The sequence below is a fragment of the Luteimonas sp. Soil_C_16 genome (genome assembly GCF_057657295.1).
The window spans coordinates 116,734-132,896 of the sequence record NZ_JBDGIS010000005.1 but is presented as its reverse complement, the minus strand read 5'-3'; the positions used below and the strand labels follow the sequence as shown (position 1 = coordinate 132,896).

At 68.6% G+C, this 16,163-nt stretch carries 9 protein-coding genes; all 9 read left to right on the top strand.

Annotated features, from left to right (window positions below):
• The first annotated feature begins 9 nt into the window (after nt 1-9).
• The 9 genes from AC3A5T_RS11195 to AC3A5T_RS11155 all read left to right on the top strand — a co-directional run bounded on the left by AC3A5T_RS11195 (nt 10) and on the right by AC3A5T_RS11155 (nt 16,041).
• Nucleotides 10-1,716 carry a cisplatin damage response ATP-dependent DNA ligase gene (locus AC3A5T_RS11195; protein ID WP_487628636.1) on the top strand — a complete coding sequence of 569 codons (1,707 nt, stop codon included), beginning with the start codon at nt 10-12 and terminating at the stop codon, nt 1,714-1,716.
• A gap of 118 nt (nt 1,717-1,834) precedes the next feature.
• On the top strand, nt 1,835-4,288 hold the full coding sequence (locus tag AC3A5T_RS11190) for a ligase-associated DNA damage response DEXH box helicase (protein WP_487628791.1): 2,454 nt from the start codon (nt 1,835-1,837) through the stop codon (nt 4,286-4,288).
• Between the two features lie 7 nt (nt 4,289-4,295).
• Nucleotides 4,296-4,955, top strand: coding sequence for a ligase-associated DNA damage response endonuclease PdeM (pdeM, locus tag AC3A5T_RS11185; protein ID WP_487628790.1), 660 nt, complete (start codon nt 4,296-4,298; stop codon nt 4,953-4,955).
• 99 nt (nt 4,956-5,054) lie between these two features.
• Nucleotides 5,055-6,011 (top strand): hypothetical protein, encoded by a 957-nt coding sequence (locus AC3A5T_RS11180; protein ID WP_487628635.1) that lies wholly within the window; start codon nt 5,055-5,057, stop codon nt 6,009-6,011.
• Nucleotides 6,012-6,109: 98 nt separating this feature from the next.
• The gene (locus AC3A5T_RS11175; RefSeq protein ID WP_487628634.1) at nt 6,110-6,736 is read left to right on the top strand and encodes a hypothetical protein; all 627 of its coding nucleotides are present in this window, start codon (nt 6,110-6,112) and stop codon (nt 6,734-6,736) included.
• Between the two features lie 43 nt (nt 6,737-6,779).
• Nucleotides 6,780-8,783, top strand: a complete 2,004-nt coding sequence (locus AC3A5T_RS11170) for a flotillin family protein (RefSeq protein ID WP_487628633.1) — start codon at nt 6,780-6,782, stop codon at nt 8,781-8,783.
• A gap of 81 nt (nt 8,784-8,864) precedes the next feature.
• Nucleotides 8,865-14,198, top strand: a complete 5,334-nt coding sequence (locus AC3A5T_RS11165; RefSeq protein ID WP_487628632.1) for a DNA repair ATPase — start codon at nt 8,865-8,867, stop codon at nt 14,196-14,198.
• Nucleotides 14,198-14,941: a hypothetical protein gene (locus tag AC3A5T_RS11160; protein WP_487628631.1), complete on the top strand. Its 744-nt coding sequence runs from the start codon at nt 14,198-14,200 to the stop codon at nt 14,939-14,941. The genes AC3A5T_RS11165 and AC3A5T_RS11160 overlap by 1 nt, the downstream gene beginning before the upstream one ends.
• Complete coding sequence (locus AC3A5T_RS11155; protein ID WP_487628630.1) at nt 14,938-16,041, top strand: toxic anion resistance protein; 1,104 nt, start codon at nt 14,938-14,940, stop codon at nt 16,039-16,041. Before AC3A5T_RS11160 ends, AC3A5T_RS11155 begins: the two co-directional genes overlap by 4 nt.
• Nucleotides 16,042-16,163 lie beyond the last annotated feature (122 nt).

Sequence of the window (16,163 nt, the reverse complement as noted above, 5' to 3'; positions counted from 1 at the left end):
GCGGCGGGCATGAAGCGCTTCGCGCAGCTGTATCGCGAGCTCGACCAGAGCACCGCCACGCTCGACAAGCGCGCCGCGCTGATCCGCTATTTCCGCGAGGCACCACCGCGCGATGCGGCATGGGCGCTGTATCTGCTGTCGGGCGGGAAGGTAGCCAGTGCACGCAAGAAGATCGCCAATACCCGCGAACTGCGCGAGTGGATCGCGGTCGAGTCGGGCACGCCCGACTGGCTGGTCGACGACAGCTACGACCAGGTCGGTGATCTGGGCGAGACACTGGCGCTGCTGCTGGGCGATCCGGCCGAAGCATCGCCGGACGTCGCGCTTGCAGACTGGATCGAGACAAAGCTGCTGCCGGTCGCCAACAAGGACGTCGAGATCCGCCGCGCGGTCATCGTCGAGGCCTGGCGCACGCTGCGCTTCGACGAGCGCCTGCTGTTCAACAAACTGCTGACCGGCGCGCTGCGCGTCGGCGTGTCGCAGCGGCTGGTGCAGCAGGCGTTGGCCGAGCTGACCGGCATCGACATCGCACGCCTCGCGCAACGGATGCTCGGCAGCTGGGCACCGACACCGGAGTTCCTGCGCGATCTGCTGTCGCCGGAAGAACTGCCCGGCGATCGCCAGCAGCCGTATCCGTTCTTTCTCGCCTCGCCGCTGGAGTCGGCGCTGCGCGCGGAAGCGGGCCTGCCAGAAGCGGCGCCGGTCGAGGACGACGCGCCGACGGTCGCGCCCGACATCATTGCGCTCGCCAACGATCCCGATGCGGTCGCGCGCGCGCTCGGGCCGATCGAGGGCTGGCTGCTCGAATGGAAGTGGGACGGCATCCGGCTGCAGCTGCTGCGTCGCGATGGCGAGGTCGCGCTGTGGTCGCGCGGCGAGGAGCGTCTGGATGGGCGCTTCCCGGAAATCGAAGCGGCGGCGATGTCGCTGCCCGACGGCGTGGTGCTCGATGGCGAACTGCTGGCCTGGCGCGCGGACGACGATGCGCCGCTGCCGTTCACCGCCTTGCAGACGCGCATCCAGCGGCTCAAGCCCGGACCGAAGACGCTGGCCGACACGCCGGTGCGCCTGCAGGTCTACGACCTGCTCGAACGCGACGGCGAGGACTGGCGCGCGCGGCCGCAGTCTGAGCGCCGCGCGGCACTGGAGGCCCTGATCACCGCGCACGGCGATCCGCGCATCGTCGTGTCGCCACGCGTCGACGTCGCGGACTGGTCGTCGGCGGCCCAGTTGCGCGAGGAAGCGCGCGATCGCGGCGTCGAAGGCCTGATGCTCAAGCGCGCGAGTGCGCCTTACCAGACCGGTCGGCGTCGCGGCGACTGGTGGAAGTGGAAGATCGATCCGCTGACCATCGATGCGGTGCTCCTCTACGCCCAGGCCGGGCATGGTCGTCGCAGCACGCTCTATACCGACTACACGTTCGGCCTGTGGGACGGCGACACGCTGGTGCCGGTGGCGAAGGCGTATTCCGGTCTCGACGACAGCGAGATCCTCGCGCTCGACAAGTGGATCCGCGCGCACACGCTGGAACGCTTCGGGCCGGTGCGCTCGGTGCGCGCGCACCACGTGTTCGAACTCGGCTTCGAAGCGGTCAATGTGTCGAAGCGGCACAAGTCCGGCATCGCGGTGCGGTTCCCGCGCATTCTGCGCTGGCGCCACGACAAGCCGATGGCCGAGGCCGACCGGCTGGACACCTTGAAGGCACTGGCGCGATGACGTGCGTGTGTGGGCGCGCGCTTGCGCGCGAAGAGGATGTATCGGGAGTGTTCCATCGCGCGCAAGCGTGCTCCCACGGGAACAGCCGGTGAAGCGTCTGCGCGGCCCCGACGCGCCGATGCGCGCATGGTTCGAAGCGCAGGGCTGGACTGCCGCGCCGTTCCAGCGCGAAGTCTGGAAGCGCTATCTCGCCGGCGAGTCCGGCCTGCTGCAGACACCAACCGGCAGCGGCAAGACGCTGGCCGCGATCGGCGGCCCGCTGCTCGAAGCAGTCGCGTCGGCGCCGCGTGCCGAAGCACCATCGAAACCACGCAAGCGACCTGTGACGCGTCCGCCCGGCAGCCTCAAGGTGCTGTGGATCACGCCGCTGCGTGCGCTCGCGGTCGACACCACGCGCGCACTGCGTGCGCCGATCGAAGCGCTGGGGCTGGACTGGGTGGTGGCGATGCGCACAGGGGACGCGAGCGCGCGCGACCGACGCCTCGCGCGCAGCGGCCAGGCCGACGTGCTGGTCACCACGCCCGAATCGCTGTCGTTGCTGCAGTCCTATGCCGACATGGCGCCGCAGTTGTCACAGCTGCAGTGCGTGGTCGTCGACGAGTGGCACGAACTGCTCGGCAACAAGCGCGGGGTGCTGCTGCAGCTGGCGCTCGCGCGCCTGCGTCGCCTGAATCCTGCGCTGCGGATCTGGGGCGTATCGGCGACGCTCGGCAATCTGGATGAAGCGCGCCACGCCTTGCTGCCGCATCTGCCGGATGCGCCACTGGTCGCCGGCGTCGCGCCCAAGCGCTTCACCCTCGACACCCTGTTGCCCGGCGAGGACGAACGTTTCCCGTGGGGCGGTCATCTCGGTCTGGCGCAGTTGCCGCGCGTGCTCGAACGGCTGATGGCCGAGCGCACCAGCCTGCTGTTCGCCAATACGCGATCGCAGGCCGAGCTGTGGCATCGCGCCTTGAACGCCGTGTGGCCGGAAGCGCCCGAGACGCTGGCGCTGCACCACGGTTCGCTCGATCCCAAGCTGCGCGCGGCGGCGGAAGAGGGTCTGCGCGACGGCAGCATCCGCTGCGTGGTGGCCACGTCGAGTCTCGATCTGGGTGTCGATTTCCCCGCGGTCGACCAGGTGCTGCAGATCGGCAGCCCGAAGGGCGTCTCGCGTCTGCTGCAGCGTGCTGGTCGGGCGCGGCATCGTCCAGGCGAAGCCGGGCACGTGGTCTGCGTGCCGACGCATGCGCTGGAACTCGTCGAATACGCCGCCGCGCGCGCCGCGGTCGCGGCCGGCACTATCGAATCGCGACCGCCGCCGGTGCTTAGTCTCGACGTGCTGGCCCAGCATTGCGTCACGCTGGCGCTCGGCGGCGGCTTCGAGGCCGACGCGTTGCTCGCGGAAGTACGCGGCACCCACGCCTTCCGCGCGCTCGACGACACCGCCTGGCGCGCGGTGCTCGATTTCATCGTGCAGGGCGGCACTGCGCTCGCGCACTATCCCGAGTTCCGCCGCGTCGTGCGCGACGAGGCGGGCGTCTACCGCGTCGACGACCGCCGCATCGCGCTGCGCCATCGGCTGTCGATCGGCACGATCGCCAGCGACGGCTCGGTGCGGGTGAAGCTGATGCGGGGCGGCGGTCTGGGTTCGGTGGAAGAGAGCTTCATCGGCCGGCTGCGACCGCGCGACAGATTCCAGTTCGCCGGACGCACGTTGGAACTCGTACGGCTGGAGGACATGACCGCGTACGTGCGCGTGGCGAAGTCCGGCAGCGGCACCGTGCCGAAATGGTCGGGCGGGCGCATGGCGCTGTCGGGCACGCTGGCGCACGAAGTCGAGCGGCTGTTCGAAGCACCGCGCGACGTGCCCGAGTTGCGCGCGATCGGGCGCCTGCTCGATCTGCAGCAGCGCCTGTCGGCGTTGCCGGCGCCGGGCCGTCTGCTGGTGGAATGGATCCACGTGCGCGGCGGCCGGCATCTGTTCCTGTATCCCTTCGCCGGCCGTCAGGTCCACGAAGGGCTGGCCGCGCTGTGGTCGCTGCGCTGGGGGCGCCGGCATCCCAACAGTTTCACGTTCGCGGCCAACGATTACGGACTGGTGCTGTCGCCCGCGCAGGATGTCGAGCTCGACGCCGACGACATCGCCGCGTTGCTGACGCCCGAATCCCTGCTCGAGGATCTGCGCGAGAGCCTCAACCTCGCCGAACTCGCACGTCGCCAGTTCCGCGACATCGCCCGGGTCGCCGGCCTGCTGCCACCGTCGCTGCCGGGACGCGCGCCGCGCTCGATGCGCCAGCTGCAGGCGTCCAGTGGTCTGCTGTTCGACGTGCTGCGCCGGCACGATCCTGACCACATGCTGCTGGCGCTGGCGGAGCGCGAAGTCTTCGCCGCGCAGCTCGAAGTCGTGCGCCTGCGCGAAACGCTGGAAGACTGCAGTGGCCGCACGCTCGCGCTGCATGCGCTGAAGACGTTCACCCCGATGTCGTTCCCGCTGTGGGCCGAGTCGCTGCGTGGACAGCTCAGCACCGAGGACTGGCGCACCCGCGTGCAGCGCGCCGCGGCGCAGCTGGAGAAACGCAATCGTGGTTGAGACCGCGGTGCCCGGCAGTCTTGCCATCACGCTGGCCCGCGAAGCGCTGGTGCTGCTGCCCGATCGCGCGCTGTGGTGGCCCAGGATGTCGCTGCTCGCGATCGCCGATCTGCATCTGGGCAAGGGTGACCATTTCCGCCGCGCGGGGATCGCCTTGCCGAAAGGCGGCACCGCGCACGATCTCGACAGGCTCGACGCGTTGCTGGCGCAGACCCGGGTCACGCGTCTGCTGGTGCTGGGCGATCTGCTGCACGCGGCCGTCCACGATGCGCACTGGCGCGATGCGTGGATGCACTGGCGCGCGGGCCGGCAGGCGCTGTCGGTGGAACTGGTCGGCGGCAACCACGATCGCGCGCTGACCGCGCGTCCAAGCGTCGCCGATACGCTCGGTATCCACCTGCATGGACACACGCTGGCGGTCGCGCCGTTCCTGTTCGTCCACGATCCGGCGCATGGCGCGGGTGCCGCCGGCTACCGGCTCGGCGGTCACCTGCATCCCGTCGTGCGCCTGCCGGGTGTGCCGCGCCTGCCGGCCTTCCTGTTCGGCGAATCCGCCGGCGTGCTGCCGGCTTTCACTGCCTTCGCCGGCGGCTGGCGCGTCGACCGCGAGCCCGGCACGCGCCTGTTCGCCTGCGCGCCGGATGTGGTGGTCGACGTCTCGGGCTAGCTGCGCGCGCTCGCACGCCGGTGCCGGCAGATCCGGAGGCGACATGGACACCGCACGCCCCGATCCGGTTAGCATCGCCACAGGACAGGGGAGGTCTGCATGGCACTGGATCGGGCTCGGGCGGGTTCACGTGTATTCGTATTGGCGTGTCTGGCGCTGCTGGCCACGGGCGCGCTTCCGGCGACCGTCATCGCGGCCGATGACGTCGCACCGACGCCGCTGCTCGGCGGTTATCTGCGCGAAACCCGCATCGTCTATCCGTTGACCGTGCAGGGCTGGCAGGCACAGGGTGAAAAGCGCTACGAGCAGCCCGAGCTCGGCGTGTCGGTGCGCTACGCGCAGGATGCGATGCCCGGCTGGATCGACGTGTTCTTCTATCCGGTCGGCGAGGCCGACGCTGCAGTGCTCGATACGCACATGCGGGGATCCATCGCGGACATCGGCACGCTAGTCGGGCGGCAGGATGTCGCAGCGGTCCACTTCGATGCGACGCGCGCGCGTCGTATCGCGTTGCAGGGGGTCGAGCCCGAGAGCGCCGATGGCGAGGTCCGGACCGCGTCCGGCTGGATCGAGCGCGCATCGGGCCGTTACGACACTGCGATGACGATCGGACTGCGCCAGCTTCACTTCATCAAGGGCCGGTACTCGCGCCCTGCGGATGCCGGTGGTGTTCCGGTCGGCGATCTGCTCGACGCGTTCGTGGGCGTACTGTTCGCGGACGTCGAGATACAGAGCACGGGCGACTGCGCACGCGCGCTGCCGATCGACGTGATCGCAGCCGGACAGGCCCCGTCGGATGCTGCGGTCGAAGGGGGCAATGACGATGCGCGCGGTGCGGTGCTCACGTCGGATGGCCGCGTCGTGGCGGCTGATGGCGATGCGCCCATGACGCAGGCGCTCGCCGAACTGGGCGCTGTGATGCGCCGGCAACGGTTTCCCGGCTGCGTCGGCGCAACACCCGTCGAACCGCACGTGCCCGAGGGCCATCGCGAAATCCGCATCGAGTATCGAGCGCCGTCGCCGTCGCCGTCGCGCGCGCTGGTGTCCATCGACTGAACCCGCGATGGCGCCGCGCCCTGCCGCGCTGGCATGATAGGACCGATGGATGGGGTGGGGCCGCGCACGCGGCCCGCAACAGGGAGCGGGAACCGGGGATGGCGGAATTCGTGCATACGGCGCTGGGCTTTCCCACGCTGGTCTACAGCATCGTGCTGGCGTTCTGCACGATCTACTGGCTGCTCGCGGCCACCGGTCTCGTGGACCTCGATCTCGACGGTCTCGATGCCGTCGAACTCGGCGAAACCAATGGTCTGGCCGGCATGCTCGGGCGCTTCGGGCTGGACCGGCTGCCGTTGATGCTGGTCGTCACCCTCGTGGCCTTCTTCGCCTGGTTCCTGACCTATTTCGTGCATCTGTTCGTGCTCGGACAGTTCGCCGGCTGGCTGCGCTGGCTCGTCGGCAGTGGCGTCGCGCTGGTCGCGTTCGTCGCGTCGGTGTTCATCGCGTCGGCCGTTCTGCGCCCGGTGCGTCTATGGCTGCTGGCAAGGCGCACGCCGGCGCAGCAGTCGCTGCTCGGACAGGTCGCGGTAGTACGCACGCCGCTGGTGTCCGAACACGTCGGCATGGCCGATGTCGACGATGGCGGTGCCGGCCTGATCCTGCAGGTTCGCGCCGATGCGGGCACCGATCTGCGCCGCGGCGACCGCGTGGTACTGGTCGACTTCGACGCCGCCACGCATGCCTGGCGCGTGCTGCCCGAAACCCGGTACCGAACCCTTTGATCCCTCGGCCCGCGTCCGCGGGTCTCATGTGCAAGGAGCTGCAATGAGCGTTGCCACGATCGCCCCTTTCCTGATCGGCCTGGGGGTGCTGCTGGTCGCCCTGCTGGGCATCGCGGGCCTGTTCAAGGCCTTCTACAAGAAGGTCGACCAAGGCACCGCGCTGATCGTCAACGACATGAGCGCGACGCCGAAGGTGCACTTCACCGGTGCGCTGATCATCCCGGTGCTCTACCGCGCCGAGCACATGAAGATCAGCCTGATCACGCTGCAGATCGACCGCCGCGGCAAGGAAGGCCTGATCTGCCGTGACAACATGCGCGCCGACATCGCGGTCGCGTTCTACCTGCGCGTCAACGAGACCCAGGCCGACGTACTGCGCGTGGCCAAGGCGCTCGGCGCCGACCGTGCGTCGGACAAGCACGCCGTCGACGAGCTGTTCAACGCCAAGTTCTCCGAGGCATTGAAGACGGTCGGCAAGAAGTTCGACTTCACCGATCTGTTCGAGAAGCGCCAGGAATTTCGCGACGAGATCATCGCGGTGATCGGCAACGACCTCAACGGCTATGTGCTGGAAGACGTCGCGATCGACTATCTCGAGCAGACACCGAAGAACGTGCTCGATCCGCACAACATCCTCGACGCCGAAGGCATCCGCAAGATCACCGAGCTGACCGCGTCGCAGAACGTGGTCACCAACGAGCTCGAGCAGAACGAGCGCCTGGCGATCACCAAGAAGAACGTCGAGACCCGCGAAGCCACGCTCGCCCTGGAACGCCAGCAGGCCGAGGCCGAGGCGCGGCAGAAGCGCGAGATCGAAACCATCCAGGCCCGCGAGACCGCCGAGACGCAGAAGGTGCAGGAAGAACAGCGCCAGCTGTCGGAGAACGCGCGCATCGAGGCGCAGCAGCTGATCGACATCCGCGAGGAGAACCGCCTGCGCGAAGTCGAAGTCGCCACCCAGAACCGCCAGCGTGCCGTCGCCATCGAGGCCGAGCGCGTGGAGCGCGCGCGCAAGCTCGAGCAGGTGACGACCGATCGCGAAGTGCAGCTGCAGGGCGTGGAGCGCGACAAGGTGGTCGAGCAGGGCCGCATGGACGTCGCCAACATCACCCGCGAGCGCATCTCGATCGACCGTACCGTCGCGGCCGAAGAAGAACGCATCAAGGAACTGCGCGAAGTCTCCGAGGCCGATCGCCTGAAGCAGGTCACCATCCTCGATGCCGAAGCCAAGGCGCAGGAATCGCTGGTGCGCCAGGTCAAAGAAGCCGAGGCCCGCGAGACTGCGGCCCGTCACCGCGCGGTCGAGATCACCACGCTGGCGCAGGCCGAGTTCGATGCGTCCGGCAAGCAGGCCGAGGCCAAGAAGCTGCTCGCCGAAGGCGTGCAGGCCGAGCGCGCCGCGCCGGGTCTCGCCGAGGCGCAGGTCAAGGAAGCGGGTGCGTCGGCGATCGAGAAGGTCGGTATCGCCGAGGCCCGCGTGGTCGATGCGATGGCCGATGCCAACCTCAAGCAGGGCGCCGCCGAGGCCAAGGTGCTGGCCGAGCAGCTGGCCGCACGCGCGCAGGGCGAGGAGCAGATGGGCCGCGCCAGGGCAACGGCGACCGAATCGCTGGGCCTGGCCGAGGCCAGCGTCATCGAGAAGAAGCTCTTCGCCGAGGCCGAAGGCCTGACCAAGAAGTTCGGTGCGATCGACGCGCTCAGCGACACCGCGCGCGGGCACGAGGAGTTCCGTATGACCCTCGACACCAGCCTCAAGCAGGCATTGGCGGCATTCGAAGCCGGCAAGGAAGTATCGAAGGAGAATGCCGAGGTCATCGCGACCGCGCTGCGCAATGCCGACATCGATCTGATCGGTGGCGACGGCGGCATGTTCGAGAACGTGGTCAAGGCCGTTTCGCTGGGGCGCTCCATCGAGGGCCTGACCGAGAAGAGCCCGATCCTGCAGGATCTGCTGCAGCGCTATCTGGGGGTGTCCAGTGGATCGCTGCCCGCTGCGCGCAGCGGCAGTGCACCGGCGGCTCGCGTCGTCGAGGGCGATCCCGCCTGAACCCGCACGCGGCCCAGGTCGCCATCTCGAACGCTGGGCGCGCCTTGACGGCGCGCCCGCGCCAGCCCGGATCGTGAGCCGATGACCGAACAGCCCCAGGACGCCGCGACGGCGTCGCCCGAAGACACTCATATCGATCAGGCCGTCGCCCGCGGCGGTGCTTACGAGGTGCTGCGCCGGCGCCTGGTTGAACAGGGCACGCGCCTGCGCACGCTCGCCGAATCGCTCAACACGCGCCGCCTCGCCGAGTTCGGCGACAGCCGCATGGAGGTGATCGGGCGTTTCCGCATCCGCACCGAGAACAACTGCGTCGGTCGCGACATCGTGCAGATTCCCGGCGACCAGGTGCTGTTCGGTTACAACGTCTACATCGGGCTCAAGAGCAAGACCCGGATCGAGGACGTGTTCGGCCTCTATCGCCTGGTGGAGGGCGATGGCGGCTACGACGTGGTGCCGGTCGACCCTGCCGGCACGTTCCTGGCGCAGCCCGGTTTCGTCCACGATTTCACCGAGCTCTACGCCTACTACAAGCATGCACGGCTGCTGCAGCTCATCGTCCGCGAGGGCCGGCTGCTGGCCGCATTCCAGATCGGCGAGCGTAGCACCGACGTGCGCGTGTTCCGCTGGTCGATCACGAACACCGGCGAACTGAGCTATCTCGATTCCCGCGGCGAACGCGACATCGCGCTGCCGCCGCCGTTCGATTTCGAATGGACCCGCGCCACTCGCGAACTCGCGGTCGATGGCCGCCACCCGCATCTGGACATCCTCGACACGCTGTTCGTCGAGACCACGGGCGGCGATCTTACGGTCAAGGTAGAGAACAACACCGAAACCGGCGCCGGCATCTACAGCGAGCCGGTCGACGACCGCACCCAGTCGATCGACGATGCGACCTTCGATTTCGCGAAAGTCGGCACGCTGATCCTGCTGAAGGTGCTGCCCTACCGCGAGCAGCAGTGGCGCGGGCTGATCTACAACACCATCACCGGGAAGATCGTCCGCAACGACGCCATCGTGCAGGCCTGCGTCCAACTGCCCGAAGACCACGGCATCATCTTCCCCGGCGGCTACTACCTGCAGAACGGTGACCATCGCGCGTTCGACGCGCAGATGGACGGCATGCAGTTCAAGCGCGCGATCCGCTCGCCGAACGGCGAAGACGTGATGTACATCTTCTACGACCGTGCGGCGGGGCGGTCGGCGTTGTTCGTCTACAACACCATCCAGCGCGCACTGCAGAACCCGGTGTTCGGACACGGCTATGCGCTGCTGCACGACGGCCGCATGGTGCTGTTCCATGCCGAGGGCGATGCGCCCACGCGCGTGCATCCGATGCAGGTCTGGCAGACGCCGTTCACCAGCGACGAATTCGCCGCGCACGTGCCGGTGGGCAACAGCTTCATGGGGCGGATCGGCAATCCGGAGCTGGTGCGCGGCATTTCCAACCTGCTCGATCTCGCGCGCACCATCGACGGTCGCGATGTGTCCTTGCAGCGGTACCAGCTGCTCGTGCACGACACCCGCCGCATGTTCGACGCCCATCACTGGCTTGAAGATGCCGACAGCGAAGGCGCGGGCGCGCTGCTGCACGAGATCGCCGCGACCGGCGAGTCGGTGCTCGACGAGTATGAAAAGGTCGAAGGCATCCGCCGCCAGTCCGATGCCGCGATGCGTGAGGCCGGGACTGCGCATCGCGCATTGCTGGGTCGTCTGCAGCCGGAGAGCTGGAACCGCATCGAAGAGTTCGTCGAGGCGCTGAACGAGATCTCGAAGCAGCGCGGCCATCTGCTGACCATCCGCGAGCTGCGTTACGTCGACACCGGCGCCATCGACGCGATGGGCGAAGCGCTGCAGGCCGCGCAGGACACGGTCGGCGCCGCGACCGGCACCTTCCTCGCCGGCGAGCGCGCGCTGCAGCCGGTGTCCGAGCGCCTGCAGGTGCTCGACACCGAAGCACAAGCGGCGACCACCGCAAAGGCGCTCGCCGCCTCGATCGCCGAGATGCAGGCACTGTCCGGCGATCTGGACATGCTGTCGGAGCTGATGGCGACGCTGAAGGTCGATGACGCGACCGAACGCACGCGGGTCGTCGACGCGATCTCCGGTCTGTACGCGCGGCTCAACCAGACCCGCACACGCGCCGACCAGCGTCGCCGCACGCTCGGCTCGGCCGAGGCCGTCGCGCAGTTCGGTGCGCAGTTCGCGCTGTTCGGCCAGGCGATCGCGGGCGCGCTGGCGCTGGCCACCGATCCCGAGCGCGCCGACGAGCAACTGTCGCGGCTGATGGTCCAGCTCGAGGAGCTGGAGAGCCAGTTCGGCGAGCACGAGCAGTTTCTCGGCGACATCCTCGCCAAGCGCGAGGAACTGCTGGACACGTTCGAATCGCACAAGCAGTCGCTGCTCGATGCGCGCCAGCGCAAGGCGCAGGCGGTGTTCGATGCCGCCGCGCGCATCCTCGACGGCCTGCCGCGGCGCACCGAGCGCTTCGAGACCGCCGACGAACTCAACGCCTTCTTCGCCGGCGATCCGCTGATCCTCAAACTGCGCGAGCTCGCCACGCGCCTGCGCGACTACCGCGACACGGTCAAGGCCGACGACGTCGAAGCGCGCCTGAAGGCTGTGCGCGACCAATCAGTACGCAGCCTGCGCGACCGCAGCGATCTGTTCGAGGGCGGCGGCCAGGTGATCCGGCTCGGGCCCAGGCATCGCTTCAGCGTCAACACGCAGCCGCTGGACCTGACGATCCTGCCGCGTGGCGACGGTTTGTCGATCCACCTCACCGGCACCGATTTCTACGCGCCGATCGAGGATCCCGAACTCGAGACGCTGCGCGACTACTGGCAGGTGACGCTCGATTCCGAATCGCCGGACATCACCCGCGCCGAGTATCTCGCCGGTCTGGTCCTGCAGGCCGCGATCGAGGGCCGGGAAGGCCTCGATCTCGACCGGCTGCAGCGCGAGCTGCCCGAGCCCGAAGCACTGGAGCGCAGCGTGCGCGCATTCGCCGCGCCGCGCTATCGCGAAGGCTACGAGAAGGGCATCCACGACCACGACGCCGCGCTGATCCTGCGCGCATTGCTGCCGCTGCACGCCCAGGCAGGTCCGTTGGCGAAGCCGCCGGCCGCGCGTGCGCTGGCGATGGCGTTCTGGGCCTTCGGTCGCGACGGCTCCGCTGCCGACCAGTGGCCCGAGCGCAGCGCAGGGGCGCGCGCGATCCGCCAGCTCTTCGCCTCCGATGCGGGCGTCGATGCGCTGCGCGTCGAGATCGCCGACGCGCTCGCGGCCTTCATCGACGCAGCGGCATTGCCGTTCGACGTCGTGCTCGCGCCGGTCGCGGCTGATTATCTGTTCGAGGAACTCCGCGAAGGGGTACCGACGTTCGGCATCAGCCATTACGCGCGCGATCTGCGCGAGGCGTTGCGCAAGGCGCTGGACAACGCCGGCCTGAGGAATGATGTCGAGCGGGCGCTGGCCGATGCCGGCGTCGCGCTTGCACAGCGCTGGTCGCTGGCGGCGCAATGGCTCGGCGCGCTCGGTGCCAGCGAAACGCACGCTGCGCTCGCCGGATACGTGCCCGAGGCGATCGTGCTGCTGCTCGCCGCCGAGACGCTGCCGCACGCGGTGCGCGAGGTCACGCTGATCACCGATGTCGACGGTCTGCTCGGCGAGCATCCGCGCGTGCACGCAGGCCGCCTGCGTCTGTCGCTCGACGGCTTCCTGCAGCGTTTCGACAGGCACCGCCTGCAGTTCGTGCCGGCCTTCCACCGCTACCAGAGCGTGCGCCAGCGCATCGCGGCACGCGAGCGCGATGCACTGCGCCTGTCGGAGTTCAAGGCGCGACCGCTGACCTCGTTCGTGCGCAACAAGCTGATCAACGAGGTCTATCTGCCCTTGATCGGCGACAACCTCGCCAAACAGATGGGCACGGTCGGCGAACACAAGCGCAGCGACCTGATGGGCCTGCTGATGCTGATCTCACCGCCCGGCTACGGCAAGACGACGCTGATGGAATACGTCGCCAGCCGCCTGGGTCTGGTCTTCATGAAGATCAACGGCCCGGCGCTCGGTCACGAGGTGCGCTCGATCGATCCGGCGCAGGCGCCCGACGCGACCTCGCGCCAGGAACTGGAGAAGCTCAACCTGGCGCTGGAAATGGGCAGCAACACGATGCTGTATGTCGACGACATCCAGCACACGCATCCCGAGTTCCTGCAGAAGTTCATCTCGCTGTGCGACGGCACGCGGCGCATCGAAGGCGTGTGGAAAGGCCGCACCAAGACCTACGACATGCGCGGTAAGAAGTTCTGCGTGGTCATGGCCGGCAACCCGTATACCGAGTCCGGCGAGGTGTTCAAGATTCCGGACATGCTGGCCAACCGCGCCGACATCTACAACCTCGGCGACGTGCTCGGTGGAATGGAGGACGCCTTCAAGCTCAGCTACATCGAGAACAGCCTGACCTCCAATCCGGTGCTCGCACCGCTGGCGACGCGCGACATGGCGGATCTCTATCTGCTGGCCGAGCGCGCCGCCGGCAAGGACGTTTCGACCAATGACCTGTCGCACGCCTACAGCGGCGCCGAGGTCAACGAACTCACCGCGACGTTGCAGCGGCTGCTGCAGGTCAGCGAGATCGTCTATCGCGTCAACCAGCAGTACATCGCCAGCGCCGCGCAGGCCGACCGCTACCGCACCGAGCCGGCGTTCCGGCTGCAGGGCAGCTACCGCAACATGAACAAGCTGGCCGAGAAGATCTCGCCAGTGATGAACGCCGCCGAGCTCGAGCAGCTGCTCGACGACCACTACATGGGCGAGTCGCAACTGCTGACCACCGGCGCCGAAGAGAACCTGCTCAAGCTGGCCGAGTTGCGCGGAAAGCTCGACGAGACCGCCGCTGCCCGCTGGACCCAGATCAAGCGCGACTTCATGCGCGACAAGGCGATGGGCGGTGACGACGCCGACACCGGCGCGCGCGTCGTTGCGCAGCTGGCCGATATCGCCGCGGGCCTGCAGTCGATGGGTCAGGGCAGCGACGCGCCAGTCGCACCTGCGCCGTGGGACCAGTTGCTGGCCGCGCTGCACGGGCTGCGCGCGCCGGTGGCACCGACGCCTGTCGAGCCGGCACCAGTGGTCGGGCCAGACGACACGGCACGGGCCGTTGCAGGCGAACTGCAGACGGCGCTGCGTGAAACGGCAGGTCCGCTGCTCGCGCAGCTCGGCCAGTCGGTCGCCGGACAGGCCGCACTCAATGCTGCGCTTGCGGAACTGGCGCAGTGGCTGCGTACACGCGGCACGACACTCGACAGCAGAACGCCTGCGCGCCGCCGTGAGCGTACCCCGGCCGAGCGGCGTCTCGATGCCGCACTCGATCGCCTCGGCGCAGCCGAATCCGACCCGGACGCGCAGGCCTGATGTCGACCGGTGACGACATCGACGCGGTGCCCGTCGATGCGGCCGGCATCTCGGCCTACGGCGATGCAGTCATCGCCGAGCTGGCCGCCATCGATATTGCGGACACGCTCGATGCCGCGCCGGCGGCCGCGTTGGTCGCGCGTCTGCGTGATCTGCACATCGCGATGCGCGCCGCGCTTCCATCGCGTGGCCGGCCGCGTGCCGGTCTGTTCGCGCGCCTGACCGGTCGTGACGTCATCGACCAGCACGAAGCGGAAGCGCTCGGCGCACGCATGGGCGTGTTGCTGATCGACGCCGACCGCGCCGCCGCAGCCCTGCGCGCCGATATCGCGGCGCATCGCGCGCGTCTGGCGGCATCGGCACCTGCACTCGACCGGCTGGACCGGGCCGCGGCTGCAGTGCGCGCCGGCAGTGCCGAGGACGAGGTCCATCAGGATCTGCGGCTGCGCCGCGCGCAGCACCTCGACACCGTGCGCGCGACGCATGCGTTGTCGGCGCGGCAACTGCAGCTGATCGCCGAGCAGCACGAGGCCGTGCTCGCGCACTACCGCAACGTCCGCGATGTGCTGCTGCCGTTGTGGCGGCAACGCGCGGTCGGTGAACGCGCTGTCCAAGGCGCCGCGCAGGCGGTGACTGCGGCCGACATCGAAGTCGACGTCGCCCATGCACTCGATGCCATGACCGCTACACTCGCCCGACGCGCGCCCGATCGCGCCGCCAGGCCCAAGGAGATCGACGCATGACCCAGGACACCGCCTATCCCACGCACGTGCCGTCGGCGACGCCGGTGACCGACGATGCCGCGCTGCAGTCGCTGGGCCTGGTGCCCGCCGACCGCGCCGACATCGAGGTCGTCGGCCGCAGCCTCGCGGACATCACGCCCGGCAACCTGCACGTGTTCGGCCGCGACGCGGCGAGCAAGACCGCGGCGTTCTCCAGCCAGCTGCTCGACCAGGTGCGCAACAGCGATCTCGACGCGACCGGCGACAAGCTGGGCGAAGTCGTGCGGATCGCGCGCGCGCTCGATCTGGGCAGCTTCGCCGGTCGCTCCAAGGTGCCGGTGCTCGGACGCCTGATCGACAGGATGCGCTCCGGCCGCGACGAGCTGGTGCAGAAGTTCAGCAACACCAACCAGCAGATCGAGCGGCTGATGGGCGATGTCGGCCGCCAGCAGGATTTGCTGACGCGCCGTATCACCGACTTCGACCGCATGCACGACGTGGTGCTCGACGAACGCCGCGCGCTGGGCGTGCACGTGATCGCGGGCCGCGAGCGGCTGGCGAGCCTGGCCGCCGAACAGGCGACGCTGGCCGGTGCGGAAGATCCGCAGTCGCGCACGCGCCGCGCCGAGATCGAGAACGCGGTCCGCCTGCTCGACAAGCGCGTCGGCGACCTGCTGGTGATGCAGCACGCTGCCGACCAGTCGCTGCCGATGATCCGCCTGATCCAGGCCAATGCGATCCAGCTGGTGGAGAAGTTCAACACCGTCCGCAACATCACGATTCCGTCGTGGAAGCGCCAGTTCGCCATCCAGCTGTCGCTGGGCGAGCAGAAGAACGCGGTTGAACTGTCGAACGCGATCGACGACGCCACCAATGAACTGATGCGCAGCAATGCCGATCTGCTGCGTCAGACCTCGGTCGAGACCGCCGAGGCCAACCAGCGCGCCGTCATCGACATCGGCACGCTGCGCCACGTGCACGAGCAGCTGATCCAGACGGTCGAGGAAGTCCGCAGCATCCATCGCGACGGCATGCAGCAGCGCCGCGAAGCCGAAGGCGAACTCGCGCGCCTGCGCGACGATGTGCAGAAGCGGTTGTCGGCGCCGACGGAAGGGGTCTGACGCAAAGCACGCACAGGTGATTCAGTCCGCTCGCGGAACTTGAGCACCTCTCCCTTCGGGAGAGGTCGACGCGCACAGCGCTTCAGGTGAGGGCAGGGCGGCGCGCAGCCGTCAAAAGCGCC